Origin of the sequence: Rothia sp. HMSC067H10, assembly GCF_001810635.1 — a bacterium.
GTDB lineage: Bacteria > Actinomycetota > Actinomycetes > Actinomycetales > Micrococcaceae > Rothia > Rothia dentocariosa.
This window is the reverse complement of record NZ_KV802271.1, coordinates 132,591-153,041: the sequence shown is the minus strand read 5'-3', so window position 1 is coordinate 153,041 and position 20,451 is coordinate 132,591. Positions and strand designations below refer to the sequence as shown.

16 protein-coding genes are annotated in these 20,451 nt (G+C 53.9%); 5 read left to right on the top strand and 11 right to left on the bottom strand.

The genetic code is table 11. From position 1 onward, the window contains the following. Complete coding sequence (locus HMPREF2756_RS00685) at positions 1 to 249, bottom strand: hypothetical protein (RefSeq protein WP_070617225.1); 249 nt, start codon at positions 247 to 249, stop codon at positions 1 to 3. A gap of 352 nt (positions 250 to 601) precedes the next feature. Between HMPREF2756_RS00685 and HMPREF2756_RS00680 the strand changes: the two genes are divergently transcribed. Then, positions 602 to 2,011, top strand: a complete 1,410-nt coding sequence (locus HMPREF2756_RS00680) for an NAD(P)H-quinone dehydrogenase (RefSeq protein WP_070617224.1) — start codon at positions 602 to 604, stop codon at positions 2,009 to 2,011. Between the two features lie 81 nt (positions 2,012 to 2,092). On the opposite strand, the gene HMPREF2756_RS00675 is transcribed toward HMPREF2756_RS00680, so the two are convergent. The 4 genes from HMPREF2756_RS00675 to HMPREF2756_RS00660 all read right to left on the bottom strand — a co-directional run bounded on the left by HMPREF2756_RS00675 (position 2,093) and on the right by HMPREF2756_RS00660 (position 7,944). Further along, on the bottom strand, positions 2,093 to 3,493 hold the full coding sequence (locus HMPREF2756_RS00675; protein WP_070617223.1) for an MFS transporter: 1,401 nt from the start codon (positions 3,491 to 3,493) through the stop codon (positions 2,093 to 2,095). 236 nt (positions 3,494 to 3,729) lie between these two features. Continuing rightward, complete coding sequence (locus tag HMPREF2756_RS00670) at positions 3,730 to 5,553, bottom strand: acetyl/propionyl/methylcrotonyl-CoA carboxylase subunit alpha (RefSeq protein WP_070617222.1); 1,824 nt, start codon at positions 5,551 to 5,553, stop codon at positions 3,730 to 3,732. Between the two features lie 129 nt (positions 5,554 to 5,682). Further along, complete coding sequence (locus HMPREF2756_RS00665) at positions 5,683 to 6,417, bottom strand: Maf family protein (RefSeq protein WP_070617220.1); 735 nt, start codon at positions 6,415 to 6,417, stop codon at positions 5,683 to 5,685. Positions 6,418 to 6,519: 102 nt separating this feature from the next. Next, positions 6,520 to 7,944 (bottom strand): dicarboxylate/amino acid:cation symporter, encoded by a 1,425-nt coding sequence (locus HMPREF2756_RS00660; RefSeq protein WP_070617218.1) that lies wholly within the window; start codon positions 7,942 to 7,944, stop codon positions 6,520 to 6,522. A gap of 220 nt (positions 7,945 to 8,164) precedes the next feature. On the opposite strand from HMPREF2756_RS00660, the gene HMPREF2756_RS00655 reads away from it, so the two are divergent. Together HMPREF2756_RS00655 and HMPREF2756_RS00650 are read left to right on the top strand one after the other, a co-directional pair. Then, entirely contained in the window at positions 8,165 to 8,911 is a 747-nt protein-coding gene (locus HMPREF2756_RS00655; protein WP_070617216.1) for a hypothetical protein, read from the top strand. A 153-nt stretch (positions 8,912 to 9,064) separates the two neighbouring features. After that, the gene (locus HMPREF2756_RS00650) at positions 9,065 to 10,318 is read left to right on the top strand and encodes a glutathionylspermidine synthase family protein (protein WP_070617214.1); all 1,254 of its coding nucleotides are present in this window, start codon (positions 9,065 to 9,067) and stop codon (positions 10,316 to 10,318) included. A gap of 142 nt (positions 10,319 to 10,460) precedes the next feature. On the opposite strand, the gene HMPREF2756_RS00645 is transcribed toward HMPREF2756_RS00650, so the two are convergent. The 6 genes from HMPREF2756_RS00645 to HMPREF2756_RS00620 form a co-directional block, all read right to left on the bottom strand. After that, entirely contained in the window at positions 10,461 to 12,212 is a 1,752-nt protein-coding gene (locus tag HMPREF2756_RS00645; RefSeq protein WP_070617212.1) for a DUF885 domain-containing protein, read from the bottom strand. A gap of 166 nt (positions 12,213 to 12,378) precedes the next feature. Further along, complete coding sequence (locus tag HMPREF2756_RS00640; protein WP_246825767.1) at positions 12,379 to 14,811, bottom strand: restriction endonuclease; 2,433 nt, start codon at positions 14,809 to 14,811, stop codon at positions 12,379 to 12,381. A 163-nt stretch (positions 14,812 to 14,974) separates the two neighbouring features. Continuing rightward, positions 14,975 to 16,018 (bottom strand): restriction endonuclease, encoded by a 1,044-nt coding sequence (locus HMPREF2756_RS00635; protein WP_070617210.1) that lies wholly within the window; start codon positions 16,016 to 16,018, stop codon positions 14,975 to 14,977. A 165-nt stretch (positions 16,019 to 16,183) separates the two neighbouring features. Further along, the gene (locus tag HMPREF2756_RS00630) at positions 16,184 to 16,567 is read right to left on the bottom strand and encodes an acyl-CoA carboxylase subunit epsilon (protein ID WP_048778628.1); all 384 of its coding nucleotides are present in this window, start codon (positions 16,565 to 16,567) and stop codon (positions 16,184 to 16,186) included. A 95-nt stretch (positions 16,568 to 16,662) separates the two neighbouring features. Continuing rightward, complete coding sequence (locus tag HMPREF2756_RS00625) at positions 16,663 to 18,261, bottom strand: acyl-CoA carboxylase subunit beta (RefSeq protein WP_048778629.1); 1,599 nt, start codon at positions 18,259 to 18,261, stop codon at positions 16,663 to 16,665. A gap of 260 nt (positions 18,262 to 18,521) precedes the next feature. Continuing rightward, on the bottom strand, positions 18,522 to 18,806 hold the full coding sequence (locus tag HMPREF2756_RS00620; protein ID WP_004006185.1) for a YciI family protein: 285 nt from the start codon (positions 18,804 to 18,806) through the stop codon (positions 18,522 to 18,524). A gap of 158 nt (positions 18,807 to 18,964) precedes the next feature. On the opposite strand from HMPREF2756_RS00620, the gene HMPREF2756_RS00615 reads away from it, so the two are divergent. Together HMPREF2756_RS00615 and HMPREF2756_RS00610 are read left to right on the top strand one after the other, a co-directional pair. Beyond that, complete coding sequence (locus tag HMPREF2756_RS00615) at positions 18,965 to 19,951, top strand: biotin--[acetyl-CoA-carboxylase] ligase (protein ID WP_048778794.1); 987 nt, start codon at positions 18,965 to 18,967, stop codon at positions 19,949 to 19,951. 2 nt (positions 19,952 to 19,953) lie between these two features. Continuing rightward, a complete protein-coding gene (locus tag HMPREF2756_RS00610; RefSeq protein ID WP_048778631.1) occupies positions 19,954 to 20,445 on the top strand; it encodes a PH domain-containing protein in 492 nt (163 codons plus the stop codon). The last annotated feature ends 6 nt before the right edge of the window (positions 20,446 to 20,451 follow it).

Here is a 20,451-nt window from a genome sequence, read left to right as displayed (position 1 = left end):
TTACTTCTGTACCTTGTTCTGATCCGTAATCTTACGGGTTGTCTTCGAGGGCAGCAGATGGAACACAATACCAAAGAAAATTCCAAACGCAACGAGGGCTCCGGCATACAGAACCGGACCGCCTTCGGGGTAGGTGCCCAGCAGGTAGAGGGATAGAAGCAAAAATACGAAGCAGCCGATGAACAACACTGCGTTCTCAAGATGCCTGCCCTGCCCGGAGTAGGCGGGAGGTTTCGTCGTTTTAGCCATAATTTTCCTTCATCTGTAGCGACCTGCATTGGGTCGATGATGTGTGTGCTTCACCCCGGTTTCATTGCCCTATAAACATTTATAAACCGAGAAATCCTTTCTCAAGTATAGTGTTTTTACCCGCACGAATGCACACTTATGACACAGCGCAACTTCAAAATATGGTTCATGACGTTACCCGGCAAATATAAGACTCTCGTAGGCAGCAAGATGTATCCGTAGCGTTCTCGACGACTCTGTCGCTCCTGCAGGCATCACGGTACCTACTCGGCACCAAAAATCGGCATTTAATATCCTGGAGACGACGGCGGTTTCGGTTGAGTATTTCAGTGTGATAGCACACAATGAAAGTGTGACTTCAACAGTGAACTATGCATCCCAACGAATCGTGATACTAGGCGCTGGGCCCGGCGGCTATGAGGCAGCGCTTGTGGCAGCATCATCAAACGCCGATGTGACAATCATCGAACGTAATGCTCTAGGCGGCTCCGCAGTCCTAACCGATGTAGTACCTTCGAAAACGCTTATCGCTACCGCAGATATGATGACTCGTTTCTCTGATGCTGGGCGATTGGGGATCGAAAATACCAAGGGCAACGCACCGCAGCTGCAAGTAGATATGAACCGGGTGAATAGCCGTGTTTTGGATCTAGCGCATCAACAATCCGCCGATATCAAACGGGCCCTTGCCTCCGCCGGGGTCAAAATTATCAGCGGTACCGGTAAGCTTACCGGCCCGCATACCGTCGCGGTTACCGATAATACCGGGTTGGAATATGACCTGCATGCAGACTTTATTCTGCTTTCGGTCGGGACACATCCACGTGAGATGGCGACCGGGCAGCCTGATGGGGAACGGATTCTCACCTGGACGCAGCTTTATAATCTGCGTGAGGTACCCCGCGAACTCATTGTAATCGGTTCGGGTGTTACCGGTGCCGAATTCGCCTCTGCCTATAACGGGCTTGGCTCCCAGGTTACCCTAATTTCTTCGCGAGATCGTGTGCTTCCAGGCGAAGACGAAGATGCCGCGCGTGTGCTGGAAGACGTCTTTGAGCGCCGTGGTGTTCGTGTAATGCCGCGGTCGCGTGCGAGCGCCGTGGAACGCACCGACGACGGTGTGGTGGTGACTCTCTCCGATGGACGCAAGGTTTCCGGCACGCATTGCTTGGTCGCAATTGGTTCTATTCCCAACACTGAAGGACTGGGTCTTGAGGCCGCTGGTGTAGAGACCAATGAGTCGGGATATGTGGTTGTCGATGCTGTTTCACGCACGTCAGTACCGCATATTTACGCTGCGGGAGACTGCACGGGCGTGTACCCGTTGGCTTCCGTAGCCGCTATGCAGGGGCGCATAGCGATGGCGCATCTTTTGGGTGATACGGTGCATCCGCTTCGCACCGATCGAGTGGCAGCGAATATTTTCACCACCCCGGAGATTGCGACCGTGGGTATTAGTGAGAAAGACCTTGCCGCCGGGGTTTACCGAGGCGAGGCTGTCATGCTTCCGTTGACCACGAATCCGCGCGCCAAAATGATGGCGTTCCAAGACGGCTTTGTGAAGATTTTTGCCCGTAAGCACTCCGGTACTGTGATTGGCGGGGTTGTGGTCGGTCCGCGTGCATCCGAACTTATCTATCCTATTGCGCTGGCTATCGAGAAGAAGCTGACGGTGGATGATTTGGCCGCTACCTTTGCTGTATACCCGTCTCTGTCCGAGGCGATTTCTACGGCATCGCGACAGCTTCACACCCGTGTTTAGTTTTTTGCATAGCTTTTGATATAGGTTTGAGGGGCGTGACTCTATATGAGTCACGCCCCTCAAATGCTTACAGTATTCAGGTTATTTAGTGCTGACCGCGTTCATATCGACGTCGCGGGTTTCATGCGTGAGCAAGATGAAGAGAACACTCAGCAAGGATGCACCTGCTAGGTAGTATCCGACGGCCCCAACACCAAACTTCGTATTCAGCCATACCGCCACGAATGGGGTCAAAGCGGCCCCCAAAATAGATGCCATATTGTAGGCGATACCGCTGGCGGTGTACCGCACATTAGTGGGGTACAGCTCGGGTAGGTAGGCGCTCATGGAGCCGAAAGAAAGCCCCATCAGGCACATTCCGATGAACATGAAGATGGTAACTGCGGTGGTATTGGCCTGTGCTCCGGTACCCACGACGGAGGGTGCAATAAATAGGGTGAAACTACCGCCGAAGACAGCCATAGCGATAGTGGTCCACAGCTGCTGTTTGCGGCGACCGTATTTGTCGGCTAACCATCCCGAGACGGGAATAAAGAGCGCAAAACCAATGATAGAGATGAGCTGAATCTCCAAGAACTTGTGGTAGGGGATGCCCAAACCACCCGCATTAACCTTTCCAATACCGTAGGAAAGAATCCATGCAGTCATCAGGTAGAACAGCACGTAGCATGCCACCATGATAAAGGTACCCTGAATCATGGGCCACCAGGCAACTTTGAACGCCTCAACCAACGGGGTCTTGACCTTCTCATCGTTCTCGACGGCTTGAGCAAAGACAGGGGTTTCTTCGAGCTTGAAACGCACATACAGACCCACGGCAACCATGAGGATGGAGAGCAAGAACGGAACACGCCAGCCCCAAATCAGGAAGGGGTGATCGAGGTTCTTACCGTCTGTGGCGGAGTTGAAGGTAATCCAGCTGGTCAAAAGCAGCATGAATCCGTTAGCAAAAACGAAGCCAATGGGCGCGCCCAGCTGGGGCCACATAGCGGAACGTGCGCGCTTGCCTTCTTCGGCATATTCGCTGGCGAGCAGAGCCGCACCCGACCATTCGCCGCCCAGGCCTAGACCCTGGCAGAAACGCATAATGGTTAGCATTGCCGGTGCCCACAGACCAATCTGATGGTAGGTGGGCAACAAGCCAATGAGGAAGGTCGCTAACCCCATAGTGAGCAGAGCGCCCACGAGTGTTGCTTTACGACCGATCTTATCGCCGAAGTGACCGAAAACGATAGAACCCAGCGGGCGGGCGATAAAAGCAACGCCGAAGGATGCGAAGGAAGCTAGCAGTTCAGTGGTAGGGTCTTTGGATGCGAAGAACAGAACCGGGAAAACCGCTACAGCTGCAGTGGCGTAAATATAGAAGTCGTAGAATTCGATGGTGGTGCCCACCAGAGAGGCGATAATAACTCTGCTCTTGGGGGTCGTATTCTTAACCTGCGTGCTGTGCCCGGCGGAAACGTCGGGCGCGTGTGTGCTCATCGTGAACAGCTCCTGAAAAGGGATAGTAGCGACTACGCTCGATGCTGTGAGTGTAGATTTTCAACTTTTATATTCTACGCCTCGCGATGCGATGCCAACATCCTGTATTCATCATCTGGACTATTCAGCTGTATTTCAGCGTTCGAGGATGAAAAACAGGAACACACGAAACAAACCGCCGGATGCGTATGAGAGAACGCATCCGGCGGTTATAGGGTATAGATCCCGTCAGAAGGCTATTTGATGGTGGCTAGAACGGCACCTGCGGTGACGGTATCGCCCGCCTTTAAGGACAGCCCGGAAATCTTACCGGCCTTATGCGCGTTGATAGGCTGTTCCATCTTCATAGCCTCTAGCACCAGGATCAGATCGCCCTCAGCGACCGTGTCTCCATCAGCAACGGAGACCTTCACAATCGTACCCTGCATGGGGCTTGTCAGATCGTCTCCGCTGACCGCATTTGAACCGCCGCGAGCACGGGACTTACGGGTCTTCGATGCGGGCTTTGAACTGCTCTTGGCAGGAGTACCGCCCAGCTCAGGCAGAACAACCTCAAGACGCTTACCATTAACCTCAACGACCACGGTTTGACGTTCGGCATCGTCATCATCCACACTGCCGGGAGCGCCGGAGTAGGGCGAAATGGTGTTCTTGTAATCGGTTTCGATCCACCGGGTGTGAACCTTGAAATCTGCTCCTGCAGCGGGGGCGAAATCGGGTTCGTCCAGAACTGCGCGGTGGAAAGGAACCACCGTCGGAAGGCCGTCGAGTGTGAGCTCGTCTAGCGCTCGGCGAGCGCGTTCGATTGCCTGCTCGCGGGTAGCACCAGTCACGATGAGCTTGGCCAGCATCGAGTCGAAGTTGCCGCTGATAGCATCGCCTTCTACGAAGCCGGAATCCCAGCGCACACCGGGGCCGGAAGGAACACGAAGTTTTTCGATGGTACCCGGTGCTGGCATGAAGGAACGCCCTGCATCTTCGCCGTTGATACGGAACTCAAAGGAATGACCGCGCAGCTGGGGGCTCTGCGGATCGATTTTCTCGCCGCGGGCAATGCGGAACTGTTCACGCACCAGATCAATGCCCGATACTTCCTCGGAGACCGGGTGCTCAACCTGCAAGCGGGTGTTTACCTCCAGGAAGGAAATCGCTCCGTCCGGGGCAAGCAGGAACTCGCAGGTACCCGCACCCTGGTATCCGGCGTTCTGCAGAATCTTGCGGGATGCTTCATAGAGCCGGTCGCTTTGTTCTTCCGTAAGGTATGGGGCGGGGGCTTCCTCTACGAGCTTTTGGTTACGGCGTTGAAGAGAACAATCACGGGTCGAAACGACTTGCACATTACCGTGAGCATCGGCCAGGCACTGGGTTTCGATATGGCGCGGGGAATCTAGGAAGCGCTCAATAAAACATTCTCCGCGGCCGTAGGCTGCGACCGCTTCCCGTACGGCGGATTCGTAGAGCTCGATAATATCGCTGCGGTTGCGCACAACCTTGATGCCGCGACCGCCGCCACCGAACGCTGCCTTGATCGCGATGGGCAAACCATGCTCGTCGGCAAAGGCGAGTACTTCATCAGCAGATTCTACGGGGTCCTTGGTCCCAGGTACCAAGGGGGCACCCACTTTCTGGGCGATATGGCGCGCGGCGACTTTATCGCCCAACTGGGTAATAGATTCGGGGGAGGGACCAATCCAGGTTAACCCGGCATCAATGACTTTTTGGGCGAATTCGGCGTTTTCTGAAAGGAAACCGTAGCCGGGATGCACCGCATCCGCGCCGGAACGAATAGCTACCTCAATGAGCTTGTCCATCACCAGATATGACTGAGGCGCGGTCGCCCCTCCTAGAGCGTAAGCCTCGTCCGCGAGTTTAACGTGCTGGGCATCGCGATCCGGTTCTGCATAAACGGCGACGGTCTCTAAACCTTCGTCACGGGCTGCGCGAATAATACGTACCGCGATCTCGCCGCGGTTAGCAATAAGAATTTTACTGACCGGACCGGTATGGTGTCCGGGAACAGCTGTAAAGTTTTTGATGGCTTTTGCCGGGTTGTGAGTCACTGAGGCTCTCCTTTTTATCCTGCCGAAAGCATAGCGAGAAAAGCTGAGAATGGCGAATATATAGCGCCGAATGACGCGAAAAATATAAGAAAAGTGAGGATGCTTATACTAGGTTTGGCTTAGCGCTCGTTAGTCTGATGAGGACTTCCAGAAAAAGCTTATCGATATCCCATATTGTGAGAGCATTTCTTTGAGTGCATTCACCGACAGCCCAATTACCGTATGTGGTTCCCCGCAGATGCCCTGAATAAAGGCAGCACCATATCCGTCGAGGGTAAAGGAACCCGCTACATGAAGTGGCTCACCCGTGGCAACATAAGCATCAACCTCTGCGGCGCTCATCGGCGCAAAGTTTACGGTAGCGCTGCGTACCTGCTGAATAGCGGGAAGCTGTTTATCTTTGGTCTCACCGATCCCATCCCGTAAATCTATGAGGCAATGTCCGGTGTGGAGCACCCCGCTTCGACCACTCATCGCGGCGATGCGCTCGCGTGCTTTCTCAGGGGTATGCGGTTTGCCGTAGGCAACCGATTCAAACTCAAAGACCGAATCGCATCCGAGCACGAAGGCATTTACTATACCCTGGGCGGCGAGAGAATCAGCAACCGCGCGTGCCTTTGCCTCCGCAAGAATGCCGGAGACCTCCGCCGGGGTTAGGTCAGTGCGGCTCTCTTCGCGGGCGCTTTGGGCAGCGCTGGCGAGTACCGCATCCTCATCGACATCAGAGACGTGAATATCAAACATAATGCCGGAGTCTTCAAGGAGCTTTTTACGCGCGGGTGATGCGGAAGCCAGAATCAGGCGCGGTGCGGGCTTTGATGCCGAATGCGACGCACCGGATGGAACAGAAGATTGGGAAGTCATATCTTTATTTTAGAACGAGTATCAAGATTGGTCTTCATACGAGAGAACGACCTCCGTACCATACCGATGCGCTGCATACCCTATGCCGTAGCCAAGAACCGCCTAGGACGCAGCGGTAACCTTGGCAGAACTAGGCGAGGTATCCTCGCCACGAATCAGCTTCGACTGGGCGGCTTCCACAAGATCCTGCGGCACAAACCCGTTAGCGCTGCGCGGTGCATTGTAGATCTCAGCGCTGAGGATACCCTCGCGCTTAGAGACAATCGTGGGAACCAAAGCTTGCCCGGCAACGTTCAAGGCGGTACGTCCCATATCAATAATCGGGTCAATCGCCAATAGAAGACCCACTCCATCAAGGGGAAGACCCACAGTCGAAAGGGTCAGAGTGAGCATCACGATAGCGCCCGTCGTACCTGCCGTAGCGGCAGAACCCAACACCGACACCAGAATAATCAGCAGATACTGCGAAATATCCAGGTGCACCCCGTAGAATTGCGCCACAAAAATAGCTGCCAGCGCGGGGTAGACGGAGGCGCATCCATCCATTTTGGTCGTAGAACCCAGCGGCACTGCAAAGGACGCGTATGCACGCGGCACGCCGAGATTACGTTCGGTAACGGCCTCAGTTATGGGCATAGTGCCCATCGAGGATCGTGATACGAAACCAAGCTGCACTGCAGGCCATACGCCCGAGAAGTACTGTTTCACAGAGAGCCCGTTGAGCTTCACGATCAGGGGATACACCACCAGGAACACGAGGAGCAGACCCGCATACAGTGCCGCAATGAACTTCACCAGCGAGCCCATGGATGTCCAGCCGTAGGCATAGACGGCATGCCCGATCAGACCAATCGTGCCCAGCGGAGCGAGGCGAATAATCCACCACAGCACCTTCTGAATAATGGCGAGCGCGCTCTTGACGATATCGATAAAGGGCTTAGCCGCATCGCCCACCTTCAGAGCCGCAATACCGATAGCTCCCGAAATCACAAGCATTTGGAGCACGTTAAAGGAAACCGAAGAAGTTATACCGGAGTCGGTGGTTTTCGTGGTGACCTCAAGCCCTAAGAAATTGGAGGGGATAATCCCGGTCAGAAATGCTGTCCATGATCCCCGGGTGCTGGTGCTGCCCGAGGCGCTTACCTCGGCACCCACACCAGGCTGAACGAGCAGCCCCAGTACGATACCGATGGAGACCGCAAAAAATGCTGTAATAGCAAACCAGATAAGAGTCTTAACCGCTAAACGCGCCGCATTCGTCACCTGCGAGAGATTCGAGATTGAGGCAACGACGGCGGTAAACACCAGCGGGATCACCGCGGCCTTAAGGAGAGTCACATAGGACGTGCCGACGGCGTCTAGAGTGGCCATGAGCCAGTTGGGGTTATTTTTTGCATCGCCGCCGAGGGTGAGTGCAACGTACCCGAGCGCGATGCCCAGAGTAAGGGAAGCTATAATTTGATGTCCGAAAGAAGTAGCCCAGCTGGGAAATCTAGATTTTTGCGGTGTTTCATGTGTAGTAGGCATGGCGTTACTGTAGACCCGTAAGAGAGAACAGCGGTAATTAGTGTGACGAACTATGACTGTATGACATAGCGTGACCGTGCAAGCGCCACCGAAAAAGACCCGAGGCACGTATTATTGCTAATTTTTATCGGCTCAGAAAAGCCTTTGTGCGAGGCGCGCTTGGTATCCTGAAAAGAGCCTGTTATCACCGAGACAGGATAGTGTGAAGGAGAAATGACCCGTGAGCGGGGCCGAACATCAAACCGCAGATGCCGCAGACGTAGAGCATCCGGAGAACGCACAGGACAATCAAGACCTCAAGTCCCCTCCTGCACGCGGTACCGGTAAGAAAGCGCTCGCAGTGTTCGGCGCCGGTGCCCTTTTGGCAGGCGGCGGCATATTCGCCTATAACTCTTTGCACCAGAGCGAGGAAGCCTTCAGCGCGGACGGTGAAGAATACGCTCAGGTTTGTCAAGACTCCAACACCGGGCTGCGCGTTGAGGATGAGCAATGCGAGAAGGCAGAGAAAGAGGCTGGGAATACTTCTTCGGATTCCGGCTCTGGTTCTTCGGGCGATTCTCATTCCGGAACTCAGAATTCCGGTAATTCGGGCACGACACACCATTCCGGTACAACCAATGCGTTCCTGTGGTACTACCTAGGGCGCCGCAGCGCCGGTACTACCTCCATTCCCGCCGTGGGATCATCTCTGAGCGGCGGCAGCACCACACGCCCCAATTCGGGAACGGTATACAGCGGTCTTTCCCGCAGCGGCGGCGGATTTGAATCCTCCTATAAGAGTGCTAAAAAGACTTCCACCTATTCCTCGGGCAAGGTGACGGAATCGCGCAGCGGCGGCAAGACTACGACCTCTAAGGGAACGGGGCTGACAGGGAATAACTCGGGCGGTAAGGGTGGAAGCAGCTCGAATAATAAAGGCGGCTTTGGCGGAGGCTCGAAGTCCGGAGGCGGTACCTCCGGCGGATAGCCCGCCCCGCGTATTTTCTCAAGGGATACAAACACTCGGCCGACGTATCTATACCTGCACCGGTTGCTCTATACGCCCCGCAGATGAGAATTCTCTACAAGTTCCTATACTGCACATCGTACTCAGCGGCGGTGTCTTATCACGAAAGATAATATGAAACGCGAAGAATTTCCGGTGGGACGCCCCGGCTGGGAACAAACCATTATTGACGAAGGTCTGACCTATAGCGTTGATGGTCCACACGATCTGCAGCACTATTGGAATGAGTATGCGGCCTATGTTTTTACACCCGCAGAAATGACTAATCTGCGGGATCAGGCGCGTGAGGTTCATCAAATGTGCCTGCACGCCATTGAGCGTATGGCATCTGGTGCCTACGGAACGCTCGGTCTTCCCGAAGCCGCCTTTAACCTGGCTAAAGAATCGTGGAACCGCCACGAACCGGATTTCTACGGTCGCTTCGATTTCATCTACTCCGGGGTGCCCGGCGATCCTCTCAAACTCCTGGAATACAACGCCGATACCCCAACCGGCATCGTTGAGGCCACTATCAGCCAAAAGACATGGGCGAGCGATCAACGCCTCGACACCCGCGGTTACGTACACTGGGGTGAAATTGGTGAGGCTTTTACCGAACGCTGGCGGCAAATGTTTGCGCACGATCTCTCTCACGGCCGTTCACCACGACTGCACTTAGCGAGTGTAACCGAAGAAATCGATGTTAACGATGAAGACTATAACAACCTCTGGCTTATAGCCCATGCCGCCAATCGTGCGGGACTGACCACGAAGCTTATCCGTATCGACGAGGTTATTTTCGATGAGACCCTAAAAATCTGGAAAGACCCTGAGGGAGAACGCATCGAGAACCTTTTCAAGCTTTATCCCTGGGAAGATATGGTGACCGATAGCGAAAGCGGTTACGATAAGCTGCTCTTCGCCTACCACGATATGATGAACCGTTGGATTGAGCCCGCATGGAAGATGTTCCTGTCGAATAAGATTCTGCTCGCCGCGCTATGGGATTTATACCCCAACCATCCCAACCTCTTAGAAACGCATGTAGGAATGCGAGGCGGTCTGAAGAACTGGGTGCGTAAACCGATATTTGGTCGCGAAGGCGATGGCATTGAGATCAATGCTCCCGATTACGATGTCTTTGTGCGTGATGAGGACGATGACCACTTTATCAACGTACCTGAAAGCGAATTTGTGTATCAGGATTTTGTTGCCCCGCCGGTGTACTCGGGGATTATTAACCGCACTAACCTGCCGATGCTGGGCATCTGGATGGTCAATGGCGAGGCGGTCGGTATGGGCATTCGCGAATCGGACAGGCCTATCACCGATTACGAATGTCGTTTCGCCCCGCATCTCGTACAGGTCAAACCGAACCTTATTCCGTAGCCGATGTATCGCGTTTGACCACACTAAAACCCGTACACTTTACTGTATATTCGTAGGTTTATGTACAATACGCAGCACAATATACGGGTTTTAGCGCCAGCTCTCTAGGGTCTAGCTTTACTCCCCGGTAAAGTGCAGGGATTTAATCATCGTCGTCGTCATCCTCATCATCACTATGGGGCATGACCTCATCGGTGAGGGCACGTCGTAACGTATCGAGCCCTACCGAACCGAGCATAAGAGCTTTCGTGTGGAACTCACGTAAAGACAGCCCGTCCCGAAGCGCATTGTCCCGAAGTTGAAGCCACAAACGTTCACCTACCTTATAGCTGGGCGCCTGCCCGGGCCACCCTAGATACCGCAAGAACTCAAAACGGATAACGCTCTCGGTACCCTCTAGATTGAGTTTCAAGAACTCGTACCCCAGCTCAGGAGTCCACAAGGTGCCTGGTTCAACCCCCAGCGGTTCAGTCCAAGCATCGGGGATCGGAAGCTCACAGTGCACGCCAATGTCGAAAACCACGCGGGCGGCGCGCATCCGCTGACCATCCAACATGCCCATACGGTCTCCAGGATCGGTCAAGAACCCGAATTCTTCCATCAGACGCTCAGCGTAGAGCGCCCAGCCTTCACCGTGCCCGGAAACCCAGATCAGCTGCGAACGCCATTTATTCATACTCTCACTCATGACCAGCGCAATAGCCGTCTGCAGATGATGCCCCGGAACGCCCTCGTGGTACACCGTCGAAGTCTCGCGCCACGTGCCAAATGTATCGTCGCCCTTAGGAACAGACCACCACATGCGCCCGGGGCGCGAAAAATCGGGGGAGGGGCCGGTGTAATAGATACCGCCCTCATGGGTAGGGGCGATGCGGCATTCTAGACGCAGCATTGGACCGTCAAGATCAAACTGGGTACCTGCGAGCTCGTGCACTGCGTGATCCGAGAGCGACTGCATCCACTCGCGGAGCGCATCGGTTCCGTGCAGGGTGCGTGACGGGTCGGCATCCAGGATCTCTTTGGCACGTTCAATCGATGCTCCGGGCTCGATCTCCTCTGCAACCTGCCGCTGCTGAGCGATAATGCGGTCAAGTTCCTGCACACCCCATGCATAGGTTTCATCAAGATCGACAGAAGCCCCCAAGGATGCCCGAGAATGCAGGGCATAGAGTTTGCGGCCGACCGCATCCTGCTGGGGAGCTGCCGGGAGCAGCACCTCGTGCAAGTACGTCTTGAGCGTGGCGTATCCATCTTTTGCCGCTTTAGCACCCCGCCGCGCCTGCTCGGCAAGATCCGGTACCGCTTGAGTAATCTCGGCGGCAAGCTCGTCGAAGAAACCGTCCTCGGCGATATACGCGGCGATCTGCTCGATAACAATCTCTATCTGTCGACGCGGCGAGACATGGCCGGCAACCCGAGCCGTATGCAGAGTCTGAACAAACCCGGTGATCGCCTGCGGAACGTTGAACAGACGCCCGGCAATATTAGCCCAATCCTGCTCGGTATTTCGCGCCATCAGATCGAAACCGCCGCGAATCTCTTGAGGAACCGAAACAATGTTGTTTAACTGCCAGCCGCCCAGCCCCGCACGGTGGCTCTCAAGACTAAGCCCCAGACGCTCCTGCATGGCATCAAGAGTCACAAGATCAACATCATCTATGGGAATGACCTGATCAAGTTTCTTGAGGGTCGCGCGTACCAACTGGATATAGGCTTCCTCCCCGGCGGGGGAATAGTCGCGAAACTGAGTCGCGACACCCGTGCGCCCCTGCTCCGTCGCAATGACGGGGTCTAAATCTAGAACCGCTTCGTAGAATTCGTTGGCGATGTGATCGACGTCGGTCAGCGCTCGCTTGACGCGGTAAATCTCCGGAATTTCGTGGTGAATGCTCATACTTTTCATACTAACGTAGCGTGGCATACAGCACGGCATTATTGCGCTGTATGTCCAGTATCCAGTACGTGAAGCGCCGAAACTTGCGTGCACCGCATACGCCGCGACGGCGGCTGAGCAATCCTGAGATTATCAGCCACCGTCGCGTGAGGGGTACTTAAGATAATTACGATGCAGCGGAGCCAGAACCGCTGAAATACACGTCATCGAGCTCTATAGTCCCGGGCACCCGACCGTCACGAATACCCAAACGATGGGCAATTAGACGGTTCATGAGCTCGTCGCCCGCGATAAGATCCACCAGAATATGCGGGTACTTGGTGGAGCATCGAATGTACTCATCGTATGCATCATCACCGAAAGTTCCATCCGTGATAAACGCACCCAGTTGACCGCCCAATTGTTCCAGAGAGAGGTACAGGTTGGTAATATCCTGTACGCTGACCGCACCGTCGGCTGAACGCTGAGCCCGCACATAGAATGCGCGGTCGCGTTGCCCACCAGAGGGGTAAGCAATAACCTGAACACCCTGTGAAGCATCCGCACGTTCAGCCGTATATCCGCGTACTGAGAACAAGTCTGCCGCAATATCGGTGAAACGATCCTTCGTCACCGCCTGCAGCTGGGGCTGAAGAAGCGCACGTTTGAAGATATCGCGGTAGCGCCTCTGCGCATCCTGCACGGCATTCCTTGCGGCTTCGACGGCGCTGAGAGCGTCCGAAGGTGCATCCGACGATTGCTCTACACCGGGTGTCTGAGACAGTACCGGCGCAGGTGCCTGGTAGGCGGAGGCAGGCTGGGTGAAAGACTGTGCAGAAGCGTAAGCTGCCGAAGAAATACCCGAACCACCCTGCGCCTGGGCAATGTTCTGCGGGGTCGCCTGAACGGGGGCACCATAGCCCGAGCGAGGACCCGACCCGTAATGCCCGCGCGAATTCTGGTAGGAATAGGAATCCTGAGAACGCTCTCGCTTCTCATACGGTTTACGGCCAGTATTGAGCGCAGCCGCAATATCCTCGGGAAGTTTGTGCCGAAGTGCCTGCTTCTGAAGCGGTACGATACGCGCGGCAACAGTCTCCGGAATACCGTTGGGGAAGCGATCCAAAAGCTCTATGGCGCTCTGCGTGAGTGTGTACCGTTCGGGATCCTTGCGAGAAAGCCTACCGCTCTGTCCACCGTGAACCTGCAGATAGCCTTCCTGCTTCAAAACCTGAACCGCAACCGCGTACCGGTTGCGCACGCGAGGAGTCGTATTGGAGCGATGCGGCGCTAAACGAGCCTGCAGATACGGCAAATCCAGCGTGTCCTCAACCTTCGCGAACAGGTCGTAGAAATTGATATTCGGGTTGTCACGCACCAAGGTCAGAATATCGAAAAGCATATGATGCGGATGCGGAATCTGTTCCGCCGCCGCGGGATCGAGGAACGCACGGCGCATCAACTCGTCAATCGAGCCGTCCTCTACGCTACTAAGAGCATCGGCGTAGGCAGACCCCACCATGAAGACCTCTTGCTCATCTTCATCTCCCTCTTCAAGGTAACGATGCGCCAACAGCACGTCATAAACATGTTCGCGTCCTTGCAAATACTCAGGAGAGTCTTCGTCTGCAAGCTGCTGAATCTCAGCATCCTGGGCAATAGCACGATCCACATCGGCCAGGGGCAGCTTCGCGTTCTCGCCTTTGGCAAGTACCGCATCCATGATGACGCGCCCCATACGAATGAGAAGTTTCTCATGGTGTTTAAGCTGATCCACCGTGAGCAGGGAGACGGGAGCATCATCGAAAATATCGCTGAGTGCTTGGGCAGGTACCCCGTGCGGGAAACTGTACCGCAGGTTCTTACCCTCGGTCGTGAGCGCATATGCGATCTTATCGTGGTGCTCCTTAGGGCGCAGGTAGCCTGCATCAAGAAGTCCACGCACAGATTCGGCGCATGATGTCTCAAAAAGCTGCTGTTCCAGTTGGGTGAGACCGTACCATCCCTGCACAAAGCCACATTCGCGCATCACAAGCTCACGAAGTTTACTCTCTGTAACGCTCAGATGCAGCGGAATAACCGATAGGGCAATAGGAGCAATATTGCGCACATTAATTTGAGCCAGCAGTCGCGGATAGTAATCCTGCATATAGAACAAATGCGTGCCAATAATGGGATAGAAAAGATCCTCTAGAATGTCACGCTGTTCGTCCTCAGGGCGCTGAAGAAAATCAAGCCCACGTTCGCTCAAAGAATAGAGCAAATTTCCCGGATGCAGATTACTGAGCGACACATCAAGATAATCATGATTTACGAATGCGACAATAATTTTGTCAATCGCATCACGAAATAGCACGGATTTACCCACCGCAATATAGCGCTGGGTCATGGTGAAACCTATTTCAACCCCAACTGGAGTGTAAAGTTCGGGAAAAAGCAGTTTCTGTCCGTGCTCATGTGCTCGTTCAAATTGGCGTAAAAGCGCTAATGCCGCTCGAACCGCAATATCACGGCAATCATCGCGGTATTCCTCTGGAATATCATCCCAGGAAAGCGCTTTAAGAATGTTATCTACCGGTGTTTTCTCATGCCGAAGCATGTTCGTATTTACGATGGTCACAAGTACCCCTGTTGATATCTATATTTACTGTTCTACTAGTATAAACGGGAAAAAGGAATAAGTGTATTCATCCAAAAGGATGAATTATGGCAGGAAGGCGCGCAGAACTGCTGATCTAGCTTTGCGGTCTATTTATACAGGATTCTGCTGTCCTTCGAAGGTGTCACTCATGAGAATCCTGCGGAATCCCGCGGGAGAAGTACTCTTCATCAATTCTGTAGGTGCATTCTCCCGGAGTATGAATGACCCCCACACGGTGTCGAATCATCAGTGAAACTAAACGGTCACGGTCAACCAGAGCAATGCGGTTGCCCCCGGGAAGAGCTTCCATTTGTTGCGGAACCTGCGCAGCAAATTCTCCACAGGTAACAAAAACACCCTGTAACCCATTGTGTAAAAGAACTGCTCCAGCAAATTTTTGAATATCGCGGAGGGTTACTTTTGATGATCCGCAATAATGTTTTGCTTGAACATAGATAGGCGGAAAACAAAGTTCTTTAGGATAATGTACTAGAACATCAATCCCGTGATCGTTAGGGCCGCCTATAACTGCTGCATGAAAAGTCCCTAAAGAATTAAAGACATCTGCCACAATATATTCAAAATATGTTGGTGAAACAGCATAAATACGTTCGATAAGATCACCGGCAAAATCTGCCGCATATGCCGCCTGAGCCAAAATAAGATCGGGATGCGCATCGCGCAAAGACGCACCGGGACTCAACGGGGTGGTCATCGGGGTATACGAACTATGTTCGTGTTTATCTTGGGCTGGGGTATCGTGGGAATCCAGTTTGTCTGGATCCTTAGGAGCGCTTGCATAAAGCGGAGTAAAAAGTTTTTGGAGCTCATATCGAGCGCTTTGGGGAATGACGCTGCCGCGGCGCCGAATCTGCGCCGTTAGAATGTCGGCACCGGAATCGCTGAGCAGATAGCGAGTTTTTGAGGTTGTGGTTTTGGGAACGACCAGCACATAACCCAAGCGAGCCATCACCTGGAGCGTAGCCTTGACCTGGTGCATAAAAGCATCGGATTTGAGATCCTGAAGTTCTTCTTTGGTGCCTAAAGCGTGTGTTTGTTCAGAGAGGGACTGCGATATATCCCCCACGGTGCGGGGGACTGCACGGCTAAGCCGCCGCAGAGCCGGCAGAAAAAGAATCTCAACGGCCTCAAGCGGCACAGCATAATTTTTGTATTCTTTAGACATACCTGAACCACCTTTCGGGCATTTTAGTGTGGTTCGCTATATATACCTAGTATATAGGGCATCTAAATATCTTCCAGAGAAGCCATACGTATTTCTCTTCATATACGTCGAGCCTCGTACGTTATAGCGCACGAGACTCGATATTTTGTCGCAGCGAAGGCAAGGTTACATCGGGCGAGCCCTACGCCACGATCCCGGACCGGGACGCAGCGAAGCCCCCAGCCGCTGACGCCGGTTAAGCAAACGAGAAGCCGCCGTCAGAATCGAATTGTGCTCCTGCTGAGCCTGCGAACTCTGATATGAAGCTACCAATACGGTGAGTGCGGCAATCTCCTCAACCGTCGGATTACCCTTGATAACACGCAGCAGAGGCTGCTCGGAAGATTGTGAATCATCCTGAATATCCGCAGGATCCACGGTATCAGCATGCGGGGCAGCCTCCGAAGTGCCGTCCTGCGGTAAAACCTGATCAGCGGACTCTTTGGGAGTCGTAGGAGCATCCTTCTTCTTCCCGAAGGAGAAATAATTCAGCGGATTGTAGCCTGCCACAGGCGCCTCCTGACAATAAATAACCGATAATGCAGTATCTTGGTTCGAACTCCGGTCAGTACTGCATCACAACGTGAACTAAGAGCAGTCAAGAACTACAGTGGAATATTCCCATGCTTCTTCGCTGGCATAGCGGCACGTTTATCATGCAGTGCGCGAAGAGAAGAGATAATACGCACACGGGTCTCATGCGGAGCGATAACCTCATCCACATACCCCAACTCGGCGGCCTGGTACGGGTTCAGAATCTCTTCCTCATACTGCTCAATCAGCTCAGAACGGCGTCCCTCAACATCTTCGCCAGCCTCCGCAGCTGCGGCAAGATCACGACGATAAAGAATATTGACCGCACCCTGACCATTAAGCACACCCACCTGGGCGGTAGGCCACGCCATGTTAATATCGGCTCCCAGGGTTTTTGACCCCATCGCAATATATGCGCCACCAAAAGCCTTGCGGGTAATGATCGTAATGAGCGGTACAGTCGCCTCCGCATAGGCGTAGAGCAGTTTAGCACCGCGGCGAATAATACCGTTGAACTCCTGATCCGTACCCGGCAAGAATCCGGGAACGTCCACAAACGTCAAAATCGGAATATTGAAAGCATCGCAATTACGCACAAAACGCGCAGCCTTCTCAGCGGCGGCAATATCGAGACATCCCGCAAACTGTGTAGGTTGATTTGCCACAATACCCACTGTGCGACCCTCCACACGGGCATAACCAATCATGACATTCGGGGCGAATAACGCCTGAAGCTCGAAGAAATGCCCATCATCAACCACGGACTCGATCACATCGCGCATATCATAAGGCTGATTCGCAGAATCGGGGATGAGAGTATCAAGATCCAGATCATCCACCACGACCTCAAACTCCTGATCATGATCCAACGGCAGCGACTCTGACAGGTTATTGGAGGGCAAGAATTCCAAAAGCTCCCGCACGAAATCGAAAGCGTCTTCTTCATCTTCGGCAAGGTAGGCACTCGTGCCAGTCATTGCATTATGCTGACGGGCGCCGCCCAAGGTTTCCATGTCAACCTGCTCACCGGTGACCGCCTTAATAACGTCCGGACCCGTGATAAACATATGTGAGGTTTTATCGACCATCACAATAAAATCAGTGAGCGCGGGGGAGTATGCGGCACCACCTGCGCAGGGACCCATAATAATTGAAATCTGTGGAATAACGCCCGAAGAACGCACATTCATCCGGAAAATATCGGCAAACAGCGCCAGAGAGGCCACCCCCTCCTGGATGCGAGCCCCGCCGCCATCGTTAATGCCGATCACCGGGCAGCCATTCTTGAGGGCAAACTTCTGCACCTTCACGATCTTCTCGCCGTTCACCTGCGAGAGCGAACCCCCGTACACCGTAAAATCTTGAGAATAGATAGCGACAAGACGCCCATCAATGGTGCCGTAGCCTGAGACTAAGCCGTCACCGAGTGGTTTTTTCTTATCCATACCGAAAGCCGTGGTACGGTGGCGAGCTAAGGCGTCAAACTCTACAAAAGAACCCTCATCGAGAACCATGTCGATGCGCTCGCGTGCCGTATTCTTGCCGCGTGCATGTTGTTTATCTACAGCGGCCTGCCCGCCGGGGGTAAGGGTCTGCTCGCGACGAGCATAAAAATCGGCGAGTTTACCGGCGGTCGTACTCAAGTCGTATTCCTGAGCGTTCTCAGACATGTATTCCTCGATTCGTGCGGCACGCATCATGTGTAGAGGGTGTTTATGACGTGCGGTGTCGATACGGATGGTAGGTTTTCTCAGGCTAGAAAAGCTACCCTATCAACTATAGTGTGCGGGGCGGTCATGGTGCCAGGTATCTGCGTATTTTCGTCATACGTGTTGCTGCAGGATCCTATACCACATCGTGTTAAACCCGCCGGTTCGTTGCCTAATGAGGGCACAAAGCGGCGGGTCGAAAACAGTATTGAGGGGTAAAACTAGCGGATGCTGCCCAGAACCGGGTTCCACTCGCCGATAGTGTAGGACTCGACGGCACCGCCAATTTTCATGGGGTCGTTCTTGACGATAGTCTCGGCGGCGTCAAAAGAATCAACTTGAGCGATCAGGAGAGCACCTACGGACACCGAGTCTTTCAGAAGCGGACCGGAAACTACGATCGTACCTTCCTGAACGCGTGTAGAGAGGTATTCACGGTGCGCCGGACGATGTGCATCCTGAAGGGCTGGGTCTCCGTAGACGTAAGAAATGACATAGTATGCCATGGCGGGTTCCTTTCCTGTGGTATTTACCGGTGGTTATCTGTCTCCAAGGGTACGCGCAGGGCGTAGACCCCAGTTACTCTACTATCTCACACCCGTATGAGAGCTCAGCATCACGAAGTACAGAGTGTACAAGGCTCCGAGCCACTATGATGGTACATATGTCGCTACCAGACCAGAGGCCTGCAATCCTTGATCCGTCCCGTATTCTCCCCGAAGCACGTGAGGCAGGGTACAGCTTCGTGCGCGTTTACGATGTTGTCGATACGACGAACACCGAAATTGTTCGGCGCCTTACACGCGGGGAACCGTGCGAACGTACCGAGCTGGGGGAACTATCGATTTTTACCACCCTTTATATGACTGCCGGAAAAGGACGTATGGACCGCTCGTGGACAGCTCCTGCAGGTACTTGCTTAGCCACCAGTATCGTGGTGCGCCCTCATGCTGGTATTGGGCAACAACTGCCACCCACAAGCTACCATTGGCTGACCATGCTCGCCGGGCTGAGCGTGCTCGATGTCTGGCGTGAACTGGGGCTTGATGCCGCCTTGAAATGGCCCAATGATCTGGTCATTCAAGGTCGTAAGGCATGCGGTATTCTCGCCCTGCTTCTGAGCGAACCGGCTCAAGTACCGGAGGAGAAAGGGCAGATGAGTATTGTCGTGGGGATTGGGCAGAACCTGAATATGCGTGAAGACCAGGTGCCTGTACCGACCGCCACGAGCGCTCTTATCCAACGCGGTGAACCCGTTGATAATCATGTGGTTTTGAACCGTATGCTGACCATTTTTGCCCGTCGCTATCGTGAGTTTGTAAGTGTTGGGGGAGACCCCCAAAAAACTTTGTTGTGCGGACAGTCTCTGCTTGATCAGGCACGTGCCGCCACGGTGACGCTGGGAGCCGAGGTATCGGTGCACCTTCCTGATGGACGCATCGTCACCGGAGTCGCAACCGATCTTGATGCTCAAGGGCGCATCCTCATCCGTGATACAACCGGTACCGTGCAGGCCTATTCCGTAGGAGACATTGAACATTTGCGTCCGGCGGATGGAAGCTACGGTAATTTTTATCCTGCCCTCAGACAGGAAGATTCTCCAACGCTAACACCGTCTGAGATAACCCCTAATACTTCTGCAAAGGCATAAGCATGAAACTGCGTGGCAAACTCTACCCCGGCGAACAGACCATTATCCTAACGAGGGCTCATCCCGGCGCTCTTGTGGGAGCCTTTGTCTACCTGCTGGTGGCCTTTACCTCAGCAAGTTTTGCCTCGACCGCACGATCATCGGGGCTGCTCTTCTGGGCGGGCAGTGTGGTAGCTGCGGTTACCGCTCTGGTGGCTCTTCGTAAGATATGGCGCTGGTCTGTCACGCGGTACGCTATCACCACGCATCGCATCATGATTATTAAGGGCCTGATGCGCCGTAAGGCTGACATATCCTTGCTGCTTGACGGCATGGGAAATCGTTGGGTTTCGCAGAGTAGCCTGGGTGCTTGGATGGGGTACGGATCTTTCCATGTTGATTATGCAGGAGGGTTTCGGCACCAGCTTATGCACCTTCCAAACCCCGAACGGTTCCGGAATATTGTCGAGCATGCCTGGCAGGACTACTATCCGTTACGTGTTAGTTATGTTTAAGGTCTA

Excerpts from the sequence above, each read along its gene's own strand:
- HMPREF2756_RS00685 (WP_070617225.1), bottom strand. The coding sequence starts at position 249 with ATGGCTAAAACGACGAAACCTCCCGCCTACTCCGGGCAGGGCAGGCAT.
- HMPREF2756_RS00675 (WP_070617223.1), bottom strand. The coding sequence starts at position 3,493 with ATGAGCACACACGCGCCCGACGTTTCCGCCGGGCACAGCACGCAGGTT.
- HMPREF2756_RS00665 (WP_070617220.1), bottom strand. The coding sequence starts at position 6,417 with ATGACTTCCCAATCTTCTGTTCCATCCGGTGCGTCGCATTCGGCATCA.
- HMPREF2756_RS00660 (WP_070617218.1), bottom strand. The coding sequence starts at position 7,944 with ATGCCTACTACACATGAAACACCGCAAAAATCTAGATTTCCCAGCTGG.
- HMPREF2756_RS00650 (WP_070617214.1), top strand. The coding sequence starts at position 9,065 with ATGAAACGCGAAGAATTTCCGGTGGGACGCCCCGGCTGGGAACAAACC.
- HMPREF2756_RS00645 (WP_070617212.1), bottom strand. The coding sequence starts at position 12,212 with ATGAGCATTCACCACGAAATTCCGGAGATTTACCGCGTCAAGCGAGCG.
- HMPREF2756_RS00635 (WP_070617210.1), bottom strand. The coding sequence starts at position 16,018 with ATGTCTAAAGAATACAAAAATTATGCTGTGCCGCTTGAGGCCGTTGAG.
- HMPREF2756_RS00625 (WP_048778629.1), bottom strand. The coding sequence starts at position 18,261 with ATGTCTGAGAACGCTCAGGAATACGACTTGAGTACGACCGCCGGTAAA.
- HMPREF2756_RS00620 (WP_004006185.1), bottom strand. The coding sequence starts at position 18,806 with ATGGCATACTATGTCATTTCTTACGTCTACGGAGACCCAGCCCTTCAG.
- HMPREF2756_RS00615 (WP_048778794.1), top strand. The coding sequence starts at position 18,965 with ATGTCGCTACCAGACCAGAGGCCTGCAATCCTTGATCCGTCCCGTATT.
- HMPREF2756_RS00610 (WP_048778631.1), top strand. The coding sequence starts at position 19,954 with ATGAAACTGCGTGGCAAACTCTACCCCGGCGAACAGACCATTATCCTA.